This is a genomic window from Rhizobium sp. P40RR-XXII (assembly GCF_012641405.1).
Taxonomy (GTDB): domain Bacteria; phylum Pseudomonadota; class Alphaproteobacteria; order Rhizobiales; family Rhizobiaceae; genus Rhizobium.
Genome location: NZ_JABAII010000011.1, coordinates 171,751 through 196,155, shown reverse-complemented (window position 1 = coordinate 196,155; position 24,405 = coordinate 171,751). Strand labels below are relative to the sequence as shown.

The window sequence follows — 24,405 nt, the reverse complement described above, 5'->3', positions numbered from 1 at the left end:
CTGTTCATGGGGAGCGAACGACAGGCGCGGTTTTTCTGGGACACGCAGGCAGACGGTTGCCAGACGCTCGTCCTGAAGGATAAGCAGGAGAAATTAATTCACCCACTCGCCATCGATCCCCCCATGTTCATCGATACGCAAACTGGCGAGATTGGGCCTCTTGTGACCAACGCTCCGCCTCGCATGCTTTCGGTTCTGCTGAAGGCGCCGGCCATCGCTCCCGAGCATGCCGTCGCGGTCGCTCAAGGGGTTTTCGAGATCGGTATTGCTGATATCCCGGAGCCGTCCATGATCGCGGCCGAAACCCGCCAGGGCCGTGCTCCTGTTCCCTGTCTGAAGCTGTTTGTCATCAAGGCGACGCGGCATGATTCCTATGGCTGGAATACGAAAACCGTGCGCCTGCCGACGATCAGGGTCAGCTTCGATTATAACGGACACGTCGTCGAAGGCGGATCCGGTGACAAAGAGCGATTTTTGGAAGGTGGCAAGGTGATCACCTTCCTGCGCGATAAGCAGGCAGAAGAACGGGCCTACAGCCGGCTTGAGGACGCCGGGGCGAGATATGCGGCGGACATGATGGAAACATGGCCGCGTAATGCCAGGGATGAGGATCTCTACTTCTCGGATCCAGATGACGAGGAGCTCGACGATTTTGGAGATCCTGATATTGATGCGCCGCGAGTCGATGTGCTGCAATTCATGGCAACGATTGTTCCCCGCCTGAAAGCTGAAGGCTGGCAGATTGATATCTCCCCCGACTGGCCGTTTTCCTTTTATGAAGGGGTTGTCGAAATCCGCGGCGCAGCCATGCCGCAGACGATGACCGCAGATAACGACTGGTTTTCGTTCGACCTCAACCTGATGGCGGATGGTCACAAGGTCGATCTGGTGCCGACAATTCTGCAACTGTTGGCGCAACTGGACTTTATCGATCGCGACGATGAGGACTGGGAGGATGCCGTTGGCGCCGTCCTTGACGGGATGAAACTCTATCCACAACTGGAAGACGGACGTTACGTCGCTCTCGACGCGCCCTTACTTGTTCCGCTTCTACGCGTGTTTCTGACGGCGAGCGGCCTTCTCGACGGCTTTCACCGTGCCGAAGCAGGTCGCGCTCACGATGTCATCGATGCGCTCGATGGCTGCGGAGTTGCTTTTGACGGGGGCGCAGAACTACTTGCACTCGGGCGCAGGCTACAAGCCCTTTCGCATACGCCGGACGTCGAGCCGCCCATCAGTTTCCATGGAGCGTTACGGCCGTATCAGGCGATCGGCTACGGCTGGTTATGTGCACTTGGAGAGACCGGGTTCGGAGGCGTTCTTGCCGATGACATGGGATTGGGCAAGACGATACAGACGCTGGCATTTCTGGCGCGGCGCCTTTTGGGACAAGATGCACCGAAGATTCCGGCGTTGCTTGTGGTGCCAACCAGTCTCGTTCACACCTGGAGGCGACAGGCAGCACTGTTCGTGCCCGATCTCAAGGTCCTGGCCCTGCATGGGCCAGGCCGGCAGAAAGACGTCGAGATCATCGACGATCATCATGTCGTGATCACCACCTATGCGCTGCTTCACCGCGATTTGGGTGTTCTGGCATCCCGGCAATGGGATGTCGTCATTCTGGACGAGGCACAGGCCGTCAAGAATCCCGCCTCCGGCATTGCCAAGGCGATCCGCAGCCTGAATGCCCGGATGCGGCTGGCTCTGACCGGCACGCCGATGGAAAACTCCCTTATGGATCTTTGGTCGCTTTACGACTGGCTGGTTCCCGGTCTTCTCGGCGATCGAAAGAATTTTCGATCGTGTTTTGTCACTCCGATCGAGAAGCAGGGAGACTCGCGCGCGCAAGCCGCCCTCAATGTCCGCATCCGACCGTTCATGCTGCGGCGAACCAAAGAACAGGTTGCAATCGATCTGCCGGAGAAGACCGAAATCACCGAGCTTGTGCCTTTAGGCAACCAACAAGGCTCACTCTATGAGGCGGTGCGTCTGGCCATGGACGAGCGGGTTCGCAAAACGATCGCCGAAAAAGGGCTGGCGGCAAGCCATATCACTATTCTCGACGCCTTGTTAAAGCTGAGACAGATTTGTTGCGACCCAACGCTTCTCAAGCATGACGACGTCAAAGCCGTGACCGAGAGCGCGAAGCGGGAACGATTGATCGAACTTCTGTCGGATTTGGTGGCGGAAAGGCGTCGGGTTCTGGTCTTCTCGCAATTTGTCGAAATGCTGGATTTGATAGAAGCCGATGTTCAGGCCCAAGGCTGGGCTTATGCCCGGCTGACCGGACGCACCGTGAACCGGGATGAGGTCGTCGACAGTTTCCAGAACGGCGACGTGCCGATTTTCCTGATCAGTCTTAAGGCGGGAGGAACTGGCCTGACGCTGACTGCGGCCGATACGGTGATCCTTTATGATCCGTGGTGGAACCCCGCGGTCGAACGTCAGGCTATGGATCGTGTTCACCGCATTGGGCAAGATCGCAAGGTCTTCGTCTACCGGCTGATTGCCGAAGGCTCGGTCGAGCAGGCCATTTGCGGGATGCAGGAGCGAAAGCAAGCCGTGGCCGATGCCCTGTTCGACAGCGGCGAAAGCAACCCGTTCGTCCTCGGCGAAGCCGAGATCGCAGCCCTGTTTCGGCCGCTTCAAGACTAGCGAGGAAGCTTTGACCAGATCAGCCGCGACGGCGAGATCGGAGTTGGAAAGCCACAGCGGACGATATCCTGTTGGACGCCCCAGTGCTGCTCGTTCATGCCATGCCCGACAAGGTTTGGATAACCGAATGCGATAATTCATCCGTTATGTGGCTTTCGCCAACGCATCGCGATGCTAGCTTTCAGAGCGCGCCCCGGGCCTCCTCAAGCGAAACTGCCTTTGCTGGAATCCGGATCGAGAAATCAGGAATTGCGCGACTTCAGCTCAGTCTGGAACTGGTTCTGTATTGACGGTAATTGATTTTTGCATTACCAAATACACCTAAGTAAGCTCAATGGAGGTTGTGATGGCATCGCTCGCAGTCACGGCAAAAGGGCAAATCACGCTCAAGCGGGACTTATTGCAACACCTCGGCATCAAGCCGGGAGATCGGATCAATTTTGAAAAGCTCCCCGACGGCGAGCTGCGGGTGCGGGCCGCACGGGCAACAGGCAGCATAGAAGACTTCTTCCATGCCCTCGACGGCAAAGTGAAGTTGAAAAAACCACTGACGATCGAGCAAATGAACGAGATTGCGGCGACCGGGTGGGCCGGACAGCTGGGCGACGAATGAAAATCACCGCCGATACGAACGTACTCGCGCGGGCGATCCTGCAAGACGATCCCGCCCAGTGCCAAACAGCCCGAAAGCTGCTCAAGGGCGCGACCTTGATCGCGGTGTCGCTGCCATCTCTGTGCGAGCTGGTTTGGATATTGCAGCAAGGAGCCAAACTGGAGAAGCAGGATGTGGCCGCTGCGATCCGAGCTCTACTCGACGCTGGGAACGTGGTTATGAATCGCCAAGCAGTAGAGGCCGGGCTGGCGCTGTTGGAAGCCGGAGGCGATTTCGCCGACGGGATCATGGCGTACGAGGGACGTTGGCTGGGCGGCGAAACCTTCGTGTCGTTTGACAAGAAGGCTGTAAAACTGCTTTCGGAGCAAGGGGAAGCCACGGAACTCCTGTCTTAGAAGCTCCACTAAGTCCTAATGTCGTTTAAGTTGGCCATAGCCATCGACGCCGACCACTGCGCCATTGCCGGCATTGAACCGGATTACATTTTGAGATCCGCCGAACGCCGCATCGTCAATAAAGTCGCCGTGCGCGCCGACCTCTCCCATCACTCAAATCGCATGCGGAGACAACTTTCACGCGCGTAGCGACAGCTCAATGAAGCAGTGCTTGCTCAAATATGACATGAACCTCCTCTTGTTGATAGAGCGGCAAGAAATCGGCGGTGTTATGCGTTACAAGGATGTAGCCATCGTCGACTGCTTGTCGTGCGACACTACGGTCGGCCTGTCCGGACATGCCCAACCACGGAACGCAGGTTGATTCTTCGGCCCACGCTCACGAGCGATGGTGGCGAGCGTGGGACTGAGACATTCGTCGATGAGCAGCTTCAGTCTCAGTTAATCTGGTTTATTCTGGTAAATAATCGGGGCTTGCCCCGATTTGCACGTCGGCATCGGAGGTACACGTCCCACCGGTCGATAGAGCCCGCTCGCGGATTGCGACCCGGTGTCTGATTTGTTGACGGAAAGAGTTCGGAACAAAGCCAGCCAGGGCGGGTTCCTCTTCGAATGCGTAGTCCCCCAGAACTTCGGTAGAGGATAGACCGATGACGATTGTCGATGAATATCGTGAGCTGAAGCTGCAGCCGCGCAAATCCGACCAGGGGCTTGAGATTTTTCGGGGTAAGAAGCCGGTGGTGGTGATTTTCAGCGATCTAGCCCGGGAAGCAGGTCGTGAGCAGGAGCGTCTGATCCTTGAAGATCGCAAGGGGCTCAAAGAAGCTGACCTTGCGGTGGTGCGCGTGCACGACGGCAAGGTGACGCCTTTATTTGGCGCCGTGAGTGGATTGCGTTCAAAAGTCTTTCGTTCCCAACTTGGCGCCAATTCAGTGGTGGACTTTTGCATCGTATTGGTCAGCAAGGAGGGTGAGACGTTGTTTCGGTCTACAAAACCGGTAAGCAGTGCGGTTCTCCTTACCCTCCTATAGAGATCCCTCGGCGGCTAAGGGTACCCATCGACAAGTGATCAAGCCGCTGGCGCGCATGTCCGACGGAGCGCCTTTGGGGTATGCGAACCCCGCCCGGGAACGCAATTGCAGGTCAAGCTTGGACACGATTTCATAATCTCGGATAGTGAGTGCCCTGGCCTGTTGAAGTAATCGTGCCACTCAGTTCAAGCAGCGTTTGTTTGTCGAAGTGGTTGTCACCGACATCCAGTCAGTCCTTTGTCACCCGTCTTGAGAGCGGGCAGCGACAGGTTAATGTGATCGAGTTTCTGGAACTCGCTGAGATATTGGGCTTCGATCCGGTTCAAGCTGTGCGCACCATCGTCACCGCATAAAGGTCCTAACCTTATTGTGCTATCGTGTTAGCCCCTATGCTCTGATCTCCTGCCTTTGGAATACGACATAGGCGATTGTGTAGACGAGCAGCATGGCGGCGATTAGCCCGGAAAATTGCGGCCAGATAAGCAGGATGCTTTGATCGAAGGGCAATGGTGCACCAATCAAGGCTCCCTGGAGTTGGCTGACGAAAATAAGTCCCAACGCCCTGGTCGCGGGATTGAGAAGCGCAAGCGTCGCCTCGCCGAACAGCGTATTGGGAGATAGTCGCGCAATGGCGTGGGCGATTTCCGCCTGATGCACCGCCGTCGTCGGATCGAACGGATCGACGGGCGCTATGGTACCAGCCACGAGCGGGCCGATCATACTCCAGAAGATCGTGAAGACGAGCCACAGCGTTAGCCCGGCCAGCGCCGAAGTCGCAGGCGCCCGGAAGAGCGTCGAAAACAGCATCGAGATCGCCAGCCAGACACCGGCATAGGCAAGCGATGCGATCAGGAAGGCCAGGCCGCGCATGATTTCCTCCGCCGATGGCGGCAGGCCGAGCATGAGAATGCCCATACCGGTCACGAGCAGCCAGAGTGTTAAGAGGCAGATCCCAATGACCAGAAGCCCACCAATGAACTTTCCCGCGAGCAGGGCATCGCGATAGATCGGCTGCGACAGGATGCGGCTCATCGTCCGGCGATTGTATTCACCGTTGATGGCGTCGAATCCAAGTGCAATTGCCACCAGCGGCAAGAGGAAGCCCAGGAAGGCGACGAAGGATGGGAGCGGTTCGCGGGCCGTCGTGAAGATGCGAAGGAAGAGAAACTGATCTTCGCTCAGCGCATTCTTGATCTCGCCGATCGCCGCGTAGATCGAGCCGAAGGCCGTCAGGAGCACGAGCAGCATCACGAGATGCATGCGCGGACTCGTCATGTGATCGGCAGCCTCCTTCATGGCGACCGTCGATAGACCGGAAAATGGGGAACCTTCACGCCGCATGATCCACCTGTTCAAAATAGCGCACATAGACTTCATCAAGGCTTGAGCGATCCATTGACAATCGCTTGAGACGACCGTCGGCAGCAACGATCCGGCTCGCGATTTCGGCGCGAATATCGATCTTCGCGTCGACGCGGGTGACATCAGATGCGATGGCCGTCACCCGCGTAATCTGTGGAATTTCCGCTAGTATTTTGGCAGCGTCACACCCGTCCGCTTCGACCTCGATGATGTACGAACCACCCAGAACTTGGCTGGCGAGATCCGTAACACGGCCAACTAACCCGATCCTACCGCGATGGAACAAAGCCACCCGGGAACAGATAGCCTGGACCATCGATAGAAGGTGCGAGGACAGTACGATCGTCATGCCTTCGCCAGCGAGCTGCACGATGAGGTCGAGCAACTCCTGGGTCGATTGCGGATCAAGACCGGATGTTGGTTCATCGAGAATGGCCAGTTCGCTTCCCTTGGCCAGCAGATCGGCAATACCGAGCCGCTGTCGCATGCCGCGGGAAAACGTCGATACGCGTCGATCGGCAACCTCGGTGAGGCGCACGCGCGCCAACGCGCTCGCAATGCGCTCCTTTGCGTCGGCAATGCCGGCGAGGCGCATCGTGTAACGCAGGTTCTCCCACGCGCTCATGCTATCGTAGAATCCGACTGCATCGGGCAAGTAGCCGACCCTGCGCTTGACCTCCAGCGGCTCTCGCAAGGGATCATGACCCAGCACGCGTACGCTACCACCGTCGGGTTCGGTCAGGCCGAGCAGAAGCAGGATCGTCGTCGTCTTGCCGGAGCCGTTTGGCCCGAGCAAGCCGAAGATCTCTCCCTTGTTGACGACCAGGTCGAGTCCTTCGACGGCGACTAAGCGGCCGTAGCGTTTGGTGAGGCCCGCAGCCTCGATGACCGGCGCACTCATCTGCGTCCATACCTTGTCACGGCCATGGCGAGTACGATCACGGCGGCGCCGATGACGCCGAGACCTGCAGCGCCCCAGATGGTTGACGTCGTCACGGTGACACGGAAGCCCGCATTGTCGGATACGCCGTTACCATCTGCCCTTATGCTGACCATGTAATCGCCAGCAATCGCGTTGTTCGATGGCGTCATGTGGACAGCGACCGTCTGCTGCGCGCCGGGTGCGATGGCATCGAGCGTCTTCGGGTCGAGCTCAACATTCCAGCCACTGGGAGTACTTGCCGAAAGCTTGACATCGTTGGCAGGCGCCGTGCCGGAATTGTTGATGGTAAAGTTGAACACCTGCTCCCTGCCGGCCACCGCCCTGCCGGAAAGCCGGCCATCCGGGCCAGATAGAGATATCGACGGTTCACCGGTGACATCGAGCACCAGCTGCGTCTTGCCCTCTACCTTCGGGCTGGATGCTTCAACCATGACCCGATACTTGCCGGCCGCAACATTCTGCGGCGGCTTGACTGAAACCTTTACGGTCTTGGTTTCGCCGGGCTTGAAGGGAAGGCTGGTCAGCTCCTGGCTGCCATATTGCTCTTTGAACGTGGCGGCAAAGCCGGACGGAGCGTCCGACACGAGATTGAGGGTCTGGTTTTCCTGACTGTCGTTCTTGATGGCGACATCGAAGTCGAAATTCGAATGCGGCGTTCCTCGTAGCGCCGGCAAACTCGGCGTCAGCGTCACCTTGTCCGGTTCCGCGGCAGCCAGTGTCATGGAAATCGGCAATTGCAGAGCTTCATTCGTATCGGATGTGCCGCGAACGGTGAAATTATAGGTTCCCGGCTTGGTGTTTTCGGGCGCAGTAATCTTCAGGGTCAGCCTCTTGCTGTCGTCGGCGCCCACAATCGCCGCGCTAACAGGCCTTCCTCCGCCATCCAGTTCCCACTTCCAGCTCTCCGGGAGGCCGTTGACGGAAAAGGCAACGCGAGCCGGAGGCAGATTGGAGCTGGAAAGGGTCAAGGAGAGGCTGGTATCTTCACCGATACGTTCGGTCAGAACCGGAAAATCCGTCGTCAGCCACAAGCCTGTGGGCTTGGTTGGCGCCGTCTGCGCCGAGACCATGGAGGCATACGAAACCATCCCGCCGGCAAGCAATAAGGCCGGCAGAAAATGACGAAAGCGACTCATCGCATCACTCCCAAATCAATAGTGGCACGCTGGCTCGGCTGTTATTGACGCGCCGAGATGCTGAAACGATCCGGCGCGATTGTGACAACAATCGGGCAACGACATTAAATCTTCTTAATGTGATGGCTCGCTGCCAGCGAGCTTCTGACAGGTCGTGGCAACTCTGAAGGGGAGCTATGGTTTGGAGGCGGCCCCAGCAAACCAAGCGCAAAATAGGAAATATATCCATGAGAAACAGATATTTAATTCGCAATCTGTGAATCGGGAATTCCGCTTGATTGGTTGGCTGATGGGTTCGGAATAGCACGTGTTCGCAGGCAGCTGCTTGACCGCTTTCTTCTCGCACTTTGTATCATATCATGATATTTTGAACTAAAGTGATTTTTAGCGATTCTGAATAGGGGATGAATATATGGAAAATTTCGGGGATCTTGTGACGCTATTTCATTGCTTCGGCCGGGTGGTGAGACGTGGATAGCGATGCCGATCGCACGTGGGCGCATAAAGGGTAGCAAATCTGCGATAGAGGGTGGGGTAAGGAAAAATGCAACGCGTGCTGATTGTTGAGGATGATCCGCTCATCGCAATCGATCTCCAGCATATGATACATGATCTGGGATATGTGACGTCCGGAATAGCCAACAGCTTCGATAGCGCAAAACGGCTGGCGCCACATTCGGATCTCGCCCTTGTCGATGTTAACCTCGTAGACGGCGCGACCGGGCCGCGCATCGGGCAGTTTCTGGCCGGCGAATTCGGTATCTCCGTCGTCATGGTGACGGCCAATCCGGAGGTTGTTGCCGATGGCATTTTCGGGGTGATCGGCGTCATCTCCAAGCCCGCGCAACCGGCGACAATCAAGCAGGTGCTTGAGTTTATGTCGACTTACAAGCATCAACTGGTAGCTCATCCCCCAGCACTACGCCTGTTTACGTGCGACAGACGCGGCCCGCTTTAGGAAGGCCAGCATCATGGATGCGACGCGCGAATCTCTCAGCCTTCTTTCATTGCGCCTCGAGCAGTTGCTGCAACATCATGGGATTCCAGATGGACACGATCAGATGGAAATCGCCAGGGCTGGCGAGCTGCCGGCCGAGTTGCAGCACAGGCTGTCCAGTCTCCTCGAAAACATGGCTGAACTCAAAGGGTTGATCGAAGCCGGGCGGGATGCACGCCGCGGCAAATCGCTCTCCCCGGCCGTGATGAATGCTGCGCACATCATGATGGAGGAAGTCTGCCGCGCGCTGGAGGACCGCAAGGTGAAACAATAGTGTGCTTCGGGCCATCTTGCGTCATGGACTGCGCTCTGGTGCCGGCCGCGGTTGGACCCGTTCGGCCAAGAGCGGATTTGGCGCTGATCAATCGGATCGCGACAGGCGCCGAAGCCGCCTTAAGGATTCAACCAGCAGTTCCTCATTCTCGAACATGCCTTTCAGATGGATCGCCGCTAATCGCTCAAGCAACTCTTCGCCAATCTCAGTGAGGCCGATCAAGACGCTGCGCTTGTCTTCCTCGGACGGTATGCGGATCGCGAGGCCTGCGGCCTCCAGCCGGTTTACCAGCTGAACCGCGCCGTTGTGTTGCAACAGCATCTGTTCGGCGAGCTCCCGCATCATGACCCGGCCCGTCGGGGCAACCTTGATCACCAGCAAGGCCTGATATTGCTGCGACGTCACGCCCACTTCGGAAAGTGCTGCCTCGCTGAAGGAAAGAAACCGCCTCATGGCAAGCCGCACGCCGGCAAGACCTTGATATACGTCGGGATCCAGAGGCTCGTTCACCTCGAATACCCGTTTATGAGATCGTCTTGGCCGCTTGTCGGAGCGCATGCGCATTCTTTCCTATATATGTCTCGAGACGATATATTTTACGCACACCACGACTGGCAAGCGCGCACGGTAGCCGTGATATTCAACCTACATGTCGCTGCTGCCCGTCAAGCGTGGACAAGGCGATATCGCTTGGCTTCGTCTTCAGTCTCCTCAATCGGGTAACGTTGCGTCCTGATTGCTCTGATCCGAATTCGGCACGTCAATAAAGTCTCGTATTTTATATCACTTCGTGACATATAGCACCGGCAGTTGCCGCTTCCATATTTCCTTGAGCAAATGATGTCATCGCACTTCCGCAGACCGAAATTAATCCGTCGTTCCCGTGTCATCTGGGGCTCTTTCAATCTCTGGCGGCCGCGTTTGGTCTTCTGGACGGGCGCGTTGGCGATCGGCGTGATCAGCGTCGGCTTTGCCAAGCTTGCCGATCTGGCGCAGTGCGCCTTTACCGGTGTGACTCAATCGGGTGAATGGATGTGGCTGCTGCCGCTGCTGCTGACGCCGCTCGGCTTCGTGCTATCAGCCTATCTCGCCGCGACCCTGTTTCCCAATTCGCAAGGGAGCGGCATTCCGCAGGCGATCGCTGCGCGGCATCTGCATCATGACGAGGATCGCACGAAGCTGCTCTCGCTGCGGCTGGCTTTCGGCAAGATCGTGCTGACCATATTGGGGCTTCTGAGCGGCGCCTCCATCGGCCGCGAGGGGCCGACGGTGCAGGTCGGTGCCTCATTCATGCTGGCGGTTGCCCGCTTCGGTGGCATGGCGCAGGCAAAGGGGCTTATCCTTGCAGGTTCCGCCGCCGGTATCGCCGCCGCCTTCAACACACCGCTTGCCGGCATCGTCTTTGCCATCGAGGAGATGAGCCGCACCTATGAATCCCGCGCCAATGGCCTCGTTCTGACCGCCGTCATTCTTTCCGGCCTTGCCGCACTCGGCCTTTCCGGCAGCTACAACTATTTCGGCACGGCCGATGCCGCCCCAATGATGTTTCGGGATTGGATCGTCATGCTGATCTGTGGTGTCGGCGGCGGCGCGCTCGGCGCTACCTTCAGCGGGCTGGCACTCTATGCCGGCATCCGCATCCGCCGCTGGGCACAGCCGCAGCCGCTCAAGCGCATGCTGATCCTTGCCGGCCTCTGCGGCCTTGTCGTTGCCGCCGTCGGCGTGCTCTCTGGCGGCCAGACCTTCGGCACCGGCTACGAGCAGGCCCGCAGCGCGGTCGAAGGGCATGCCCTGCCCGCACTCTTCTTCCTCGAAAAACTGCTGGCGAGCTTCCTGTCGATGATCTCGGGCATTCCCGGCGGCATCTTTGCGCCGTCGCTTGCCGTAGGCGCCGGTTTCGGCAGCACGGTCGGCACGCTGGTCGGCGGCGGTGTGGCGCTTGCGGCAATTCTCGGCATGGCAGGCTATTTCGCCGGCGTGGTTCAGGCGCCGATGACCGCCTTCGTCATCATCCTGGAAATGACGGGCGATCATCAGGCCGTCATCCCGATCATGGCAGTGTCGATGATCGGCTATGTGACGTCGCGGCTGCTGTCGCGCGAGCCGCTCTATCACGGCCTGTCGCGCGTCTTCATCGCAGCGGCGATCCGCGCCCGGCGTAGCACGGAAAGAAATATGTCCCACACCTAGTTGGCTCGGAAGGGGCTGTCGAGCAAGGCCCTGCAAACGACAAGTGTCAACGCACCTCGGGAATGGAGCTCAACGATATGACCTCATTCTGGACTGCAACCGTGATCTGCCCAGTCGCTGCGATCTCGTTGCACGTTGAAGCGCCCCAGCCGACTTTCGTTTCGGATCAACCGCTCGATTGCGTGGATGTCGTAGAGAAGGTTCTGATCAAAACAAAAGGCCGGCTCCTGTCCTTTCGCTCAACCAAGGATAAATGCATAGTTATCTTTCTCCTGGATAAGGAAGGAGAGCGTCCCGAAAAAGTTATCGTAAAGGTCGATAGAAACAAGATTCTCGATGACAAGATCGAATAGTCTTTCGCCCTGTGAAGAAGCAATCATAGATTGTCATCTTCGCGCAACTTAGCATCTCTCGTTCTGAAGATGAAACTGAAAATACAATATTAAAGCCCTCAGCGGCTTTCAGTTGATGGTTTTGTTCAATGGAAGTGGATGATCGTTCATGACAGGCAAGATCACGCGCAGAATAATGTTTTTAGTATGCGCGTTTCTCATCGTGCTGACTGCACTTGGTCTTCTGATGCGATTCTATGGCCCGATGGCAGAAAGCCATCAAAAATACGGCGAGATCACCAAGGTCTAGGGTGATCTCGTTAATCGCCCCGTCGGCAGCAGACCGATTTGGGGCCGTTTCTTGCGTGTTTGGATTCTCGGTGCGCCAGCTTAATGCGAGCCCGTCGGCTCGGAGCCCAGACCTGCGTGACATGATAGCGATCGAGGTCTGGGCTCCGTTAGATGCACGGGCGTAGCGGATCATGTTTGTGCCGGCCTAAGTGAGGCAAACGCCACAATCAGCCCCCGGGCAGTTGTCCAGTGAGAGAAATTACTAGACGTTAATTGCAGGCGCTGATCCGTTTCAACGCGGCGGTGATGCCTGAGAGGGAATAGGAATAGCTGGTGGCGGTTCCCCGCTTCGAAGTGGCATGCAGTTCCAATTTGTCGCCCGACTTCAGCGCCTGGATCATGGACGGCTGGTCAGCTTCGTTCTGAACCCAGCCGTGCCTGTCCTGGGTGAACATCGCAAAGGCTTTGCCGCCAATCACGGCCGTCATTGGCGCACCTTGCCTGAGATCGTAACCCGCCATTGCCTCCGGGACGTAGTCCTTTCCCGGTGAATGCGCGATCATGAAGAAATTGTCGCCATGATCCACATTGGCGGGCATCTGGACCGTCGGCGTCGACAGGATATAGCAACTCGTATCGCCACCTGATTTATACGAAAACGCACCCCATGCTCCGAACTGGTCCATCCGGACGGGTGCTGCCGCGTGAGCTGCGGTGATTGCGGACATGGTGAGCACGAGAGAGGCTGCAAGAATTTTGACAGTCATCGTTTCCTATCATTTCCTCTGTCAAGGAGGTCCGGCCCGAGCTAGCACGCGCATATCCGGTGCGTGGCTCGCCGCGGACAATTTCCTTCAAGATTGATTTGGACCCGATCCGCCGAAGCGAATCGGTGGCTTTTCATAGCTCGAATTTTATGTCATGTCATGATATATATGCATGCCGATGATCCACCTATCGGCACATAGGTTTGCATCGGCCTCGAAACGACAAACCGCGCAGTCCACCAAAAGGCACGCCCCATGGTCGAAGCAGAGAATCCGGACCTTGATTATGGAAAGGCTGTTCAGCCGACCGACAATGCCCTTATCCGACGCGTTTCAAAGAATGGTGAGCGGGAGCATAGCGAAGACTTGCCGTTGAGCTTGCTTCTGCTGTCGGCTCTGGCACTCGGCCTGGGCATCGTGACGGGGTTGGGGGCGGTCCTCTTTCGCGATTTGATCGCGCTTCTACACAACCTGTTCTTCAACGGCACTTTATCAATCGTCTATGATGCAAACGTCTTCACCGCACCCAGCCGATGGGGTGTATTCGTTATTGGCGCGCCGGTCGTTGGGGGAATTGTCGTAACATTTCTCGTCAGCAACTTCGCACCTGAGGCCAAGGGACACGGCGTTCCGGAGGTCATGAACGCCATTTATCATCACGAAGGCCGGATCCGGCCGATTGTCGCTGTTGTGAAATCGCTAGCCTCTGCGGTCGCGATTGGAAGTGGCTCGTCGGTCGGCCGCGAAGGCCCCATCATCCAAATCGGCTCAGCACTGGGATCGACCCTTGGGCAGATCATTCGCATGCCGATCGGCCAGCGCATCGTCATGGTTGCGGCGGGCGCCGGCGCGGGTATCGCGGCAACGTTCAATACACCGATCGGCGGCGTCATGTTTGCCATCGAGCTGATGATGCCGGAAGTCAGCGTCAGCACCTTTCTGCCGGTAGCAATCGCCACGGGAGCCGCAACGTTCGTCGGGCGTTGGTTTATCGGTCAGCAGCCCGCGTTTCTGGTTCCGCCCTTGCAGGCGCTGACGACGGACGCAAGCGCGATTGTTCTGCTGGTTTTGTATACTGCGCTAGGCGGATTGACCGGCGTCGCGGCCGCAGCCTTCATTCGCGGCCTGCATTTGGCCGAAGACTGTTTCGACAGAATCCCGGGCCGCTACACGCGCCATATCCTCGGTATGTGGATTCTCGGCCTTCTCATGTACGTTCTCTTTGACTCGCTCGGCGAATACTATGTCGATGGTGTTGGGTACGCGACGATCGAGAGCATTCTGGTTGGGCACATGACATCTCTGTCGCTCCTGGCCTTGCTGTTCGCATGCAAGCTGATCGCGACATCAACCAGTCTGGGTGCGGGGTCTTCCGGTGGCATCTTCTCGCCATCGCTCTTCATGGGCGCAACGATCGGCGGCGGCTTCGCGGCTCTCGTTCAGATGCTCGGAATTCCGCTTCCGGTCAGCATCCCGGCGTTTGCCATGGTCGGCATGGGCGCGATGGTCGGCGGCGGCACCGGTGCGGTGATGACCGCCATCACCATGACATTCGAAATGACCCGGGAATATGACATCGTCATGCCGATGATCCTTGCGGTTGCCACGAGCGTCGGTGTCCGGCGGCTGCTTTCTCGAGAGAACATCTACACGCTTAAGCTGGTCCGCCGGGGACAGCCGATACCCAAGGCACTGCATGCCAACATGTTTCTCGTGCGTCATGCCCGCGAAGTGATGGACAGCGATATTCTGGTCTTGCAAGCCGAGCAAAGTTTCGATGAGTTCCTGCGCCAGCACGAGGATGAGGGGCGTCTTCGCCACGTCGTGGTCATCAAGGGCGGCCATGTGTTTGGTGTCATACGCATCAATACGGGATTACGACGCGGCCTGGAGGAGCGGCATACGGGCGTAAGCCTCGGCGACATCGCAAGCCGCGATTTTACCATCGTCGGGACCGAAATGATCGCCTCCGAGGTTATTCAGCGCATATGGCGCAGGAACGCGTTCATGGCCGTGGTTGTTGGTGGACACGGGGTCCCGCGAGAAGCCGACGTCGTTGGCGTTATTACCAGAGAACACGTCGCCAATTCGGTGGCTGACGGTCTCAAGATCTATCCCAGATGAAGCAGTGATCGTTGACTTTCCGTGCGGGCTTGAGCCGACTATTCGACCAACGAAGGAGACGACACGTTATTCCTTGCCGAATAGCCAGGTTGCCCGCTGACATGGGCGACGAAGATAGCGAAAGCTGCGATTGAGCAAAGCAAAATGACGATAGGCACAACGACCGTCTTTAAAAGGGCCATCACGGAGGGCGTTGTTTCCGGATCGCTTCCTATGACATTGGCATTGGTCTGAACTTTCGATGAACTACGCAATTCCGGTAGGCGGGAGTTCGCCTCACGGCCGGCAGCCTCAACGCGCCGTCGTCTGGATCGCGCTTTTATCGGTTTGAAGTGCACCACCTCAGCCATGTTCAAATACCCAGGGGTTGATAAGGATCCGAGGAGTTCGGATTGCAAACGTCGGCCGGCCAGTCGTTGAGCTGATCAGTTGCAGCCGCCCTGATCATGGGCGCGGGCAGCTCTTATCCGGTTCGCGCGGCAGTGGTTCGAGACGACAGATCCGTCGGCCTCGTCTCGTCAGAGTCCATCACCGATCCAACGGAACCGAAGACGCGAGCATCACCGCCCTCGTTTCTCAGAACTCCACCGACAATGCCATAGACCACGACGATTGCGCCGGGTTCGACAATGAGATCATGGCAAATCGTCCCGTGAAGTTCGAATGTCCGTCCCCTTGGGACCGTGAGACTTCCGGTGACTATTCCGTAAAACCGCACATCACGATCAAGCCGTATTGAACCATCAATTCTCGCATCAAGTCGTTCCACCAGAAACTCCTCCGTGGTTAAGCGCCCCGTCTTTCACTGGCCGGACCGACCGCTCTTCCTTCCGCTCCTCTCCATAATATATGTCATAGTATGATATAAATTGAAAGGGCCACGCTGATAGTCGGTTGAAATCGACGCGACTTGATTGTCTCGCCTTGCGCTGCGTTGTCGCCGGCGAAGAAAGCTGGCATGGCATCCTATCGGACAAGCCGCTTTGGAGTTCTGGATTCGGATGATTTTTATTCCTTGCGGATTGTGATCGATCTGTACGAAGTATATCATGACGTGATATAAATTGCCTCTCACCTCGCAGTGTGGACAGGTTTGCTACCGATGGCGCCAAAGCAAAAGACGAATGCAATAGCGGCGCTTTTCGATGACCGTGCCAGTGCAAACGAGGCGATTGAGCGTCTGGTTTCCGTTGGCATCTCTCCGACAAAGATCGAGGTGCTGACGGGAGCCGATGCCATAGCGTTCGCGACCAGTGAGGAGAACGGATTCTGGCACAAGCTCGCGACATTGCTTTTCGAGGACGACGACAGGAGCGCTCTCTTGCGAGACTTACGTCACGGCAGCCACCTTCTTGTTCTCAGCGATCTCGAACTCGATGAAGATGACCTTGCTCTCGATATTCTCGACAATGACGATCTTTGGGATGCCCGGAACAGCCGTTTCGAGAAATGAATTTCCATTGCCAATAGATGGATGCGGAGGGGGCTTATCAATCGTTAGCGGATATTCGGTCGTGCCACATAACAACGACAATTTGCTTTCTCGAACGCCACTCTTGGCAAGCAAGACAGCTTCGTATCGGCTCATCCAACCTGCCCTGGCGGTATTCAATAGCCCACGGCCTTCCGAGAAGCGCCCATGTCGATCACCAATCTCTTGCGCTTGGCGGCCGAACTGCCGCTGCGGCTGGAACTGGGTAATACCCGCGTCCGTTTGCCGAAGTTAAGCGCAAGGAGGAGGAGCTTTGTCTTGTGCCCCCAAGGAACTTATCCGCCGATTGGCATCTTGAAGCCGGTTGCCGAGAATGTTTGGATTGTGGATGGTCCGCTCATTCGATTTGGCATGCCATGGCCGAAGATGTCATTCCCGACGCGAATGACTGTGATGAGGCTTGCCGATGGACTCTTCCTTCATTCGCCAACGGCTCTATCCCTCCACCTAAAGAAGGAATTGGAAGTTTTGGGCTCTCCGCGCTGGATCGTAGGACCGAACCGCATTCACTATTGGTGGATCCCCGATTGGAGAGATGCCTATCCGAGCGCGCAGATCTATCTTGCTCCCTATATCCATGAACAGTCCAAGGGGCGCATCAATTTTACCGCACATGCACTGTCATCGACGAACGGCTACCCCTGGGATCAGGAACTCATCACCCTGCCCATTGAAGGCAGCTTCATGACTGAGATCGAATTTTTCCATCGTGCTAGCCGTACATTGGTGCTGACTGACCTGATCGAAAATTTTGAACTCTGTCGGCTCAATGGCTCTCTCATGCGCTGGCTAACATGGCTCGGCGGTGTGCAGGATCCGCATGGCAGCATGCCCAGAGACATGAGAATGACATTTCTGCGAAACCGCAGGCGGCTCAAAACTGCTGTAGAACAGATGATCGAGTGGAATCCGGAGCGTATTATCCTGGCGCACGGGCGCTGGTACGAGGCTGACGGCGCCCAGGAACTGCGCCGCGCATTTGCTTGGTTGCTTGGATAGCGTCGCACCTTGCTCTAGATGAGGCGCTGGAGGCTCACCCATTTACCAAACGTTTTTTGTTTCTATTGGAGCCCTCGCCTCTCGAAATGGTTGGCGAAACGCTCTCCTTGAATCGCCCGAACGTCACCTGAATGGCAGTCCGTCGCGAGGCGTTATGCGTGGGTGGGTGCCTTTGCCGCATTGCCCACATCTTCTCCATATGCGGCGGAAAAGACCACACAAAATTTGGCCAGCAGAAAAACCAAGCGAGGCCGGAAATGTTGCCGGCCGCATGAAGCACCCGACAACATCGCGATGGATTAGTGCAGAGAAGCACTGGCGGCGGCCCGCTCATCCTTGTCATGTAGTGCGAAGCGGTCGACCATGTCTGCGCTCGCGTCGTTGAAGCCAAGCACCCGCACATCTACATCGGCGCGGCGGAACTTGATAACCACCTTGTCGAGAGCGCCGACTGCGGTGATATCCCAAAGATGCGCCTTGCTGACATCGATGATCACCTTCCTTGCCGTATCCCCGAATTCAAAGGCACCGATAAAGCTTTCAGCCGAGGCGAAGAAAATCTGTCCTTCGACGCTGTAGGTCACAAGACCGCTCACGGGATCCTCAAGCCGCCTCACGCTAAAGAGCCGTGCCACCTTACGGGCAAAGAAGATGCCGGACAGCAGCACTCCCACCACGACGCCCTTGGAGAGATCCTGCGTGGCAAGCACGGTCGCAACCGTCGCCAGCATGACGACCGATGAGGTGCCGGGATGCCGCTTGATATCTATGATCGACTTCCACGAGAATGTGCCGATCGACACCATGATCATCACCGCAACGAGGGCTGCCACCGGCACGATGCGCAGGATATCGTCGAGCACGAGTAGCAGCACCAGCAGGAAGGCACCGGCGACGAAGGTCGAAAGCCGCCCGCGGCCGCCTGAGGTCACGTTGATGACCGATTGGCCGATCATCGCACAGCCGCCCATGCCGCCGAAGAAAGCCGAGACGATATTGCCGGCCCCCTGCCCCACACATTCCTGGCTCTTGTTGCTCGGCGTATCGGTCAAGTCATCCACGATCTGCGCCGTCAGAAGCGATTCCAGCAGGCCAACGGCCGCAAGCGCCACCGCATAGGGGAAGATGATCTTGAGCGTGTCGAATGTTAACGGTATGGCCGGAAACGCAAAGGGCGGCAGCGACGTCGGCATCTCGCCGAGATCGGCGACCGTATGCACATGAATGCCGAAGCCGAGCGTCACGCAAGTGACGACGACGATCGCCACCAGCGGCGACGGGATGGCTTTGGTAACGTACGGGAAGAGATAGATCACCGCCAGCGCAATGGCGATCAGCAGATATGTGATCTCGGGCACGCCGATCAGCTGCGGCAACTGCGCAATGAAGATTAGGATCGCCAGCGAATTGACGAAGCCGGTCATCACCGATCGTGACACGAACCGCATCAGCCGCCCGAGCTTCAGCATCCCGGCAATGATCTGCAGCACGCCCATGAGAATGGTTGCGGCAAAGAGGTATTGTATGCCGTGATCGCGCACGAGAGGCCCCATGAGCACGGCGGTCGATGCTGTCGCCGCCGAGATCATAGCCGGCCGGCCGCCGCAAATTGCCGTCACGCACGCAATAGCGACAGATGCGAACAGTCCGACCTTAGGATCGACACCAGCAATCACTGAGAAGCCGACGGCCTCCGGAATCAGCGCCAGCGCCACGACAATACCCGAAAGAATATCGGCACGAATGTTGGAGAACCACTCGTGATGGTAGTTTGAAAGAGATCGCATTGGAGAAATTTCACAGTTGAATGCAACGACCGGAGGGCCGGCCCTGGGAGGTAAGGTTGCGTTGCTGTGTTGTCTAGCGGATCGGCGGCCAGAAGAGCCACCCGGGGTCTCACCGGGTCCTTGTGGATGCTTGTTCGTATCCGACAAAATGATGCGGCGCAATACAGTATTGCGTACAATGTACTCCAACCCAGTTCTCGGCAGCAGCGTCGATCTCGTCACGAGAACCGGCAAACCCTGAAGCAGATCGTCAAGGAGGTGGAAAAAATCGGCCGCGACATGCGAAAGGCCATCGGCGCTGCAAACCCTTCACTCTTCCGTCGGAGCGGGCAATCATTTAGTTCGGTGGCGGATAGGCGGGGATCGAAGTTACGCGACATGCCGGCTGGTCAGGCTTCTGGCAGCACGATCTGATCTGATCCACAGAGGATTTATAGATTGCATTCCAGCTGGTCTGCGTGATGCCGATATCCGGCGGCATTGCATGCGAGCCCGGAAAGCGACTTGCCCAATCATCGGCCCCCTCGGGAAAACGCCCAGTCATCTCGTCCGTCAGTTGTCGGCACGTTTCCGCGATACCGATCCGGTGACAGCCAAGGCACGTATTGTCGGTCGGATTGAGGGCCTGGGTTGGCCAACTGCTGAAACCTATCCGATGAGGGGAAGTAAGATCCACATGATAGTATGGGCCGAAGGGGTTCACGGGCATATGGTTCCAGACTTGGCCCACAAACGGAGAGAACATGAATGGGTCGTTGTCGTGGCAGCTTCCACAGCCGCCTTTGAACGTGGTCTCCGGCGTGTTCCAAAATTCGCTTGGAGGCTGGGATGTCGGAGACGGCACTTTCTCGCCGCTCACGGGTTGATTGGGCTTCCCTTCCGCCTGAAACCAGCAAGTAGCACCTGTTGTCGGGTTGTGAGCCACGATATCGATTTCATCGAACTCCATTTTGTCCGCCGGTCGAATGATCTTTTGCCGGCACATGACCGCGATCTGCATGGTCTTCGTTGATAGGGACAGGATGCGGGAGTTCGGCACGCATTGCCCATCAGACTCCGCTCCATTTGGAAGCAAGGCCGGCCGATCGCACGTCATGTTCTTCGTTGCCGGCACGCTCTTGCCATCGACGGTAATCGGCACAGGAACCCCATCGCTACAGGAGAATTCGGGGATATCCCCCACCTGCTTGCGGCATTCCGCACCATAAAGTTCCCTGGTCGAACCCGCGTCGGCCTGATCGGCCCGCGCATTGCCTGCCAGCAGCTGCCCGGCTGACAACAACAATAGAAGGGATAGACATTGGCGATTGAAAGGATAGCTAGCCATTGTGCGAACCTTCCTTTGCGAACATCGCTTCGGCTGTCTTGCGGATGGCGTCGTAATAACGGACATAGCCGGTACAGCGACAGATATGGGAACCGACGGCCTGTTCGATTGCCGCATCGAGATCGCTTGGCAAACTACCCAGCTGCCGCAGCCCATCCAGAAAGATTTGTGATGCTATGACAAAGCCGGGAGCGCAATAGCCACATTGAAACGAGAACTCCTGCAGAAATGCCTCCTGAATAGGAAGCAATCCTTCGTTTGGCGTGATGCCTTCGATCGTGGTGATCTCCGTGCCATCGACCATCGCCAGTGCGGTGGAGCAGCTGATGACCGGTGTCGCCGCTTCGGTGGGCGAGTGGATGGAAGCTACTGTGCAGGCACGACAGATGCCTATCCCGCAGCAGAATTTGGTTCCGGTTAGGCCGAGATCGTCGTGAAGGAAGTCGATCAGCCGATCGTCCGCGCGAGCCGAATCCACCTCATGAGCGATGCCGTTGACTTTGAAGGAAATCGTCATGCTCGCAGTCCCTCCAGAATTTTCGCCGGCGTAATCGGCAGGGATGTGTAACGACGGCCCAATGCGTCATGCAGGGCATTGGAAATCGCTGGTGCAACGGAGCACATCACCGCCTCCGCAATGCCGCGGCCTGCACCACGGTCGCCAGCACTCTCCGGCAATGTCACCAGCTCCTGCGCACGCTTGCCCGCCTCATAAGCCGTGTTTAATGGCACATCACTCCAACGGGGCACGTGATAGCGGTTCAGGTTCCAGGTTCCGTCAGCGGGTCCCGCCATGCCGTTCGGCATGTCTTCCATCAACGCATAGCCGATCGCCATCGCGATCCCACCCTGGCTTTGTCCGGAGACAAGCTGGGGCACGAGCAATCTGCCGGCGTTGAGGATAGAAAGGACGTTCTCGATCTTTACCGAGCCATTGGCCTTGTCCACCGTCAGCCCGATGACGTTTGCACAAGGTGCCCAAACATAACGGGAGTAGCGCTGTGCTATTGCGGGTGGCGGCTTCGTGTTCGTTCGACCGACAAACGTCGGATCCTTGGCGTTTGGCAAATAGAAGGACAAACCGTCGAGCTGCAAATGCATGCTGCCGCCCGGCCCTGCAAAGTCAGCCTCGACCCAACTTCCCTGAATGAACGCGTGCCCGAGCGCTCCCCTCGGCAGGCCCTTGCTGTAGATGAGTTTTGCAAGATCAGCCCACGTTATCGGCTCGGTCCCACCATTGACAAAGGCCAACCGCCCATTGTCCCATTTGACATCGTCGAGACCAAGATCCTGCAGCCCCCAGATTGCTGCAGCTGCGGGCAGAATACTGGCTTGCATGAAGGCAAGCGCCGTTTGCTGTACGGTGTGGACCTGATGGAGGCCAGTCAGACAGGCGGAAGAGGAACCAACGCCTTTGGCCGTCCAGTGCGGATTATTCCAATCGCTTCCATTGCTCTTGGTGGTCAGTCCGGTTTGACCGAACAGGAGATAGCCACCCATGTCGACGTCAGACGCATTCGCGCCGAGAATTGGCCCGATGACCACGCCCAACGTCGTTGCCGAACCATTTCCCATGTCGACGGCATCGGACTGGACCGTCAACTTACCGTCGGGATCAACCAGGACAGCTGCGACCATTCCGTCGCCAGACGTGCCATAAGCCTGCATGGACAACGCTATGCCCGTGCCGTAGGTCAGCCCGCGAGCGGCATAGTCAGCCTTGATTTTTTCCCGGTCTGCCCAGAGGGCATGAGCCTCCGCTCGATCGAGTATCTCCGCGAGGCGCAGTTCTTGATCGATCGGACCGCCGACGATGGTTCGGCCCCCGGTGTCGGTAATATTGGCGCGCCGCAACGCGATCGGATCCCAGCCTTTGAATGCCGCGATATCGTCGAGCGCCGTCTCGATCGCAAGAAAGGCTTCCGGGCCACCAAATCCGCGCTGAGAGCCGCCGGTAATATCCTGAGTGTGCTTTGACTGCGCGAAAACATTTGCCATCGGCAGTTCATAAGATCCACCTACGCAGAGCGCCGCCAGATTAGCAACATAAGGGGAGAGGTTGCGCAGCCCTCCTCCATTGAAATTCATTGTCGCTTCGACCAAGCGCAACTTCATGTCGGGTCCGGCAACCAACTCACCCTTGATCGCGGCGCCGGGACGCTTCAGGCCGTAGCGAAACTGTTCGAAACGATCATGGGCGAGCTTGACGGGAACTCCATCGGAGAATGCCGCGGTCAAAGCCAATAGTTGAGAGAAGGGCGAGCTGTCACGGCCACCAAAGCCGCCGCCGGGGTAGCAGCTGTGGAGTACGACCTCCTTGACGACAATGGGCGAGTCCGCACCGCTGAACATGGATGCAGCACTCGAGACATCGCCGTCCGGCGACTGTGTCCCGAGCACGAGAGACAGGCTTTGAGACTTGGTGTCATAATAGGCGAGCCCACTTTCCGGCTCCATGAACATCGGATCCATGGCTTGCGTGTCCACGGTGAAAGGCTGGCGGATCAGATCCGGATTCTGTGCCAGATATTGGTTGATCTTGTCGCGATAGGTGGGAACGTTCTGCTGATAGGTTGTTGGATCGGCTGTGGCATAGCTGAAGGTTTCGCTATCCTCGAAGTATTTTACATAGGTCGTTTGAGGCGACCACGGCGCGCCCATGCCCTGTGAAGACGCATCATCCAACGCGTACACCTGAAAGCTGGCGTCGTTGAATTGCATGTAGCGCTTTGCCGCCCGATAAGTCTCCCGCTTGTCGAACATGAGCAAGGCGACCGCCTGCCCGAGGAAATTCGGAACGTTGCCGGGCTTAACGATGACATCGAATTCTACCGACGAGGATCCCTTTGAGGCAAAGGCCTGGACAGACGCGGCAAGCGGCGTTTTAAAGAGCTCCGTCAGTCCCTTGTGTTGATCGATTGCCTCAGCCTCGACCTGCAGATCACGATACCGAGCCAACGGAGCAGACCTAACCGCTGATTTCAGCTGATTGCCGAGCACGACCCGTTTTGGCTTTGCATCATCAGGCAGGTAACTCAAATCCACATTCAGGAATTTGTGCTCGGTCGTCAGAGCCGGCAGATAGAGCGCGTACCACTGATCCCCTGCCCATCCCATATCGGCGGAATTGAAGTCCCGGGCAAACACCTTCTGGCCGGTCACCTTCGCGCGGCCGTCGATCCGCTCACTGGCCACGCCGGGAACAGGTGTCTGCACGCCTGTCGAATTGCTTGATGACTGACTGGCGGTGGCTCTCATTGGCGGCCCAAGGACGGTAACCGCTATAAGACCTGCCGCACCTTGCAGGAAACGGCGTCGCTTAATGGATGAACTTATATGAAGGTTTTGGAAAGTCGTATCGTTCATCGCGCACCTCTCGCCAATAAAGTGAAGAGACTTTGGGCACTTCAGCCGATCGGACTGCACGAAGACGAGGTGTAAGGGATACGAATGCCAACGACGCGTATCGTTGACATATGCTTTTGTATAAGTGCTTTTGTATAAGCACTTACGCTGCAGGAAACGCCACCCGGCAAGCGTGCAATCGAACTCGCCTCGACACCATATTTGCACCCATAAGTAAGTCAAGACGAATTGCGACATCAGCTGGCCATTTGACGGGTTTATGAACCTGGCGAACGCGATCATGCCGATGATCGGGGAATGACGCGCCAATATTCCACGACATGA

22 protein-coding genes, 1 pseudogene and 1 other annotated feature are annotated in these 24,405 nt (G+C 57.2%); of the genes and pseudogenes, 13 read left to right on the top strand and 10 right to left on the bottom strand.

The window, feature by feature from the left end:
- Positions 1-393 precede the first annotated feature (393 nt).
- The 5 genes and pseudogenes from HGP16_RS21370 to HGP16_RS34100 form a co-directional block, all read left to right on the top strand.
- A complete protein-coding gene (locus tag HGP16_RS21370; protein WP_312867331.1) occupies positions 394-2,655 on the top strand; it encodes a DEAD/DEAH box helicase in 2,262 nt (753 codons plus the stop codon).
- A 346-nt stretch (positions 2,656-3,001) separates the two neighbouring features.
- Positions 3,002-3,268: an AbrB/MazE/SpoVT family DNA-binding domain-containing protein gene (locus HGP16_RS21365; RefSeq protein ID WP_168842005.1), complete on the top strand. Its 267-nt coding sequence runs from the start codon at positions 3,002-3,004 to the stop codon at positions 3,266-3,268.
- Complete coding sequence (locus tag HGP16_RS21360; RefSeq protein ID WP_168842004.1) at positions 3,265-3,663, top strand: type II toxin-antitoxin system VapC family toxin; 399 nt, start codon at positions 3,265-3,267, stop codon at positions 3,661-3,663. Before HGP16_RS21365 ends, HGP16_RS21360 begins: the two co-directional genes overlap by 4 nt.
- Before the next feature lie 650 nt (positions 3,664-4,313).
- Positions 4,314-4,694: a DUF4174 domain-containing protein gene (locus tag HGP16_RS21350; protein WP_168842002.1), complete on the top strand. Its 381-nt coding sequence runs from the start codon at positions 4,314-4,316 to the stop codon at positions 4,692-4,694.
- 230 nt (positions 4,695-4,924) lie between these two features.
- Positions 4,925-5,047 (top strand): annotated as a pseudogene (locus HGP16_RS34100) (transcriptional regulator); the annotation flags it as partial.
- Between the two features lie 34 nt (positions 5,048-5,081).
- On the opposite strand, the gene HGP16_RS21345 reads toward HGP16_RS34100, so the two are convergent.
- The 3 genes from HGP16_RS21345 to HGP16_RS21335 are packed head-to-tail and all read right to left on the bottom strand — an operon-like array spanning position 5,082 to position 8,135.
- Entirely contained in the window at positions 5,082-5,990 is a 909-nt protein-coding gene (locus HGP16_RS21345) for an ABC transporter permease (RefSeq protein WP_312867332.1), read from the bottom strand.
- Between the two features lie 34 nt (positions 5,991-6,024).
- The gene (locus tag HGP16_RS21340; RefSeq protein ID WP_168842000.1) at positions 6,025-6,957 is read right to left on the bottom strand and encodes an ABC transporter ATP-binding protein; all 933 of its coding nucleotides are present in this window, start codon (positions 6,955-6,957) and stop codon (positions 6,025-6,027) included.
- Positions 6,954-8,135: an NEW3 domain-containing protein gene (locus tag HGP16_RS21335; protein WP_168841999.1), complete on the bottom strand. Its 1,182-nt coding sequence runs from the start codon at positions 8,133-8,135 to the stop codon at positions 6,954-6,956. Before HGP16_RS21335 ends, HGP16_RS21340 begins: the two co-directional genes overlap by 4 nt.
- Before the next feature lie 544 nt (positions 8,136-8,679).
- Here HGP16_RS21335 and HGP16_RS21330 point away from each other — a divergent pair.
- Entirely contained in the window at positions 8,680-9,093 is a 414-nt protein-coding gene (locus HGP16_RS21330; RefSeq protein WP_168841998.1) for a response regulator, read from the top strand.
- Between the two features lie 13 nt (positions 9,094-9,106).
- A complete protein-coding gene (locus HGP16_RS21325; RefSeq protein ID WP_168841997.1) occupies positions 9,107-9,406 on the top strand; it encodes a hypothetical protein in 300 nt (99 codons plus the stop codon).
- A gap of 87 nt (positions 9,407-9,493) precedes the next feature.
- Here HGP16_RS21325 and HGP16_RS21320 read toward each other — a convergent pair whose 3' ends face one another.
- Positions 9,494-9,916, bottom strand: a complete 423-nt coding sequence (locus tag HGP16_RS21320) for a MarR family transcriptional regulator (RefSeq protein ID WP_312867330.1) — start codon at positions 9,914-9,916, stop codon at positions 9,494-9,496.
- 330 nt (positions 9,917-10,246) lie between these two features.
- Here HGP16_RS21320 and HGP16_RS21315 point away from each other — a divergent pair, with 330 nt between their 5' ends.
- The 3 genes from HGP16_RS21315 (at position 10,247) to HGP16_RS21305 (ending at position 12,238) form a co-directional block, all read left to right on the top strand.
- Entirely contained in the window at positions 10,247-11,596 is a 1,350-nt protein-coding gene (locus tag HGP16_RS21315) for a chloride channel protein (RefSeq protein WP_168841995.1), read from the top strand.
- Positions 11,597-11,673: 77 nt separating this feature from the next.
- Positions 11,674-11,949 (top strand): hypothetical protein, encoded by a 276-nt coding sequence (locus HGP16_RS21310; protein ID WP_168841994.1) that lies wholly within the window; start codon positions 11,674-11,676, stop codon positions 11,947-11,949.
- 148 nt (positions 11,950-12,097) lie between these two features.
- Positions 12,098-12,238 carry a hypothetical protein gene (locus tag HGP16_RS21305; protein ID WP_168841993.1) on the top strand — a complete coding sequence of 47 codons (141 nt, stop codon included), beginning with the start codon at positions 12,098-12,100 and terminating at the stop codon, positions 12,236-12,238.
- A 250-nt stretch (positions 12,239-12,488) separates the two neighbouring features.
- On the opposite strand, the gene HGP16_RS21300 is transcribed toward HGP16_RS21305, so the two are convergent.
- Complete coding sequence (locus HGP16_RS21300; protein WP_168841992.1) at positions 12,489-12,986, bottom strand: invasion associated locus B family protein; 498 nt, start codon at positions 12,984-12,986, stop codon at positions 12,489-12,491.
- A 255-nt stretch (positions 12,987-13,241) separates the two neighbouring features.
- On the opposite strand from HGP16_RS21300, the gene HGP16_RS21295 reads away from it, so the two are divergent.
- A complete protein-coding gene (locus HGP16_RS21295; protein WP_168841991.1) occupies positions 13,242-15,110 on the top strand; it encodes a chloride channel protein in 1,869 nt (622 codons plus the stop codon).
- Between the two features lie 38 nt (positions 15,111-15,148).
- On the opposite strand, the gene HGP16_RS21290 is transcribed toward HGP16_RS21295, so the two are convergent.
- Complete coding sequence (locus HGP16_RS21290; RefSeq protein WP_168841990.1) at positions 15,149-15,460, bottom strand: hypothetical protein; 312 nt, start codon at positions 15,458-15,460, stop codon at positions 15,149-15,151.
- 752 nt (positions 15,461-16,212) lie between these two features.
- On the opposite strand from HGP16_RS21290, the gene HGP16_RS21285 reads away from it, so the two are divergent.
- A complete protein-coding gene (locus HGP16_RS21285) occupies positions 16,213-16,563 on the top strand; it encodes a hypothetical protein (protein WP_168841989.1) in 351 nt (116 codons plus the stop codon).
- Between the two features lie 186 nt (positions 16,564-16,749).
- Positions 16,750-17,601, top strand: coding sequence for a DUF4336 domain-containing protein (locus HGP16_RS21280; protein WP_168841988.1), 852 nt, complete (start codon positions 16,750-16,752; stop codon positions 17,599-17,601).
- Between the two features lie 299 nt (positions 17,602-17,900).
- Here the strand turns inward: HGP16_RS21280 and HGP16_RS21275 are convergent, their stop codons facing one another.
- From HGP16_RS21275 to HGP16_RS21260, 4 genes are all read right to left on the bottom strand, one after another.
- Positions 17,901-19,388, bottom strand: a complete 1,488-nt coding sequence (locus HGP16_RS21275; protein ID WP_168841987.1) for a SulP family inorganic anion transporter — start codon at positions 19,386-19,388, stop codon at positions 17,901-17,903.
- A gap of 67 nt (positions 19,389-19,455) precedes the next feature.
- Positions 19,456-19,511: a sequence feature (sul1 is cis-regulatory element that is thought to sense ions involved in sulfur or methionine metabolism; They are found in Alphaproteobacteria), on the bottom strand.
- Positions 19,512-19,725: 214 nt separating this feature from the next.
- Entirely contained in the window at positions 19,726-20,715 is a 990-nt protein-coding gene (locus tag HGP16_RS21270) for a hypothetical protein (protein WP_168841986.1), read from the bottom strand.
- Positions 20,708-21,232 carry a (2Fe-2S)-binding protein gene (locus HGP16_RS21265; RefSeq protein ID WP_168841985.1) on the bottom strand — a complete coding sequence of 175 codons (525 nt, stop codon included), beginning with the start codon at positions 21,230-21,232 and terminating at the stop codon, positions 20,708-20,710. Before HGP16_RS21265 ends, HGP16_RS21270 begins: the two co-directional genes overlap by 8 nt.
- Positions 21,229-24,363 carry a xanthine dehydrogenase family protein molybdopterin-binding subunit gene (locus tag HGP16_RS21260; RefSeq protein WP_168841984.1) on the bottom strand — a complete coding sequence of 1,045 codons (3,135 nt, stop codon included), beginning with the start codon at positions 24,361-24,363 and terminating at the stop codon, positions 21,229-21,231. Before HGP16_RS21260 ends, HGP16_RS21265 begins: the two co-directional genes overlap by 4 nt.
- Between the last annotated feature and the right edge of the window lie 42 nt (positions 24,364-24,405).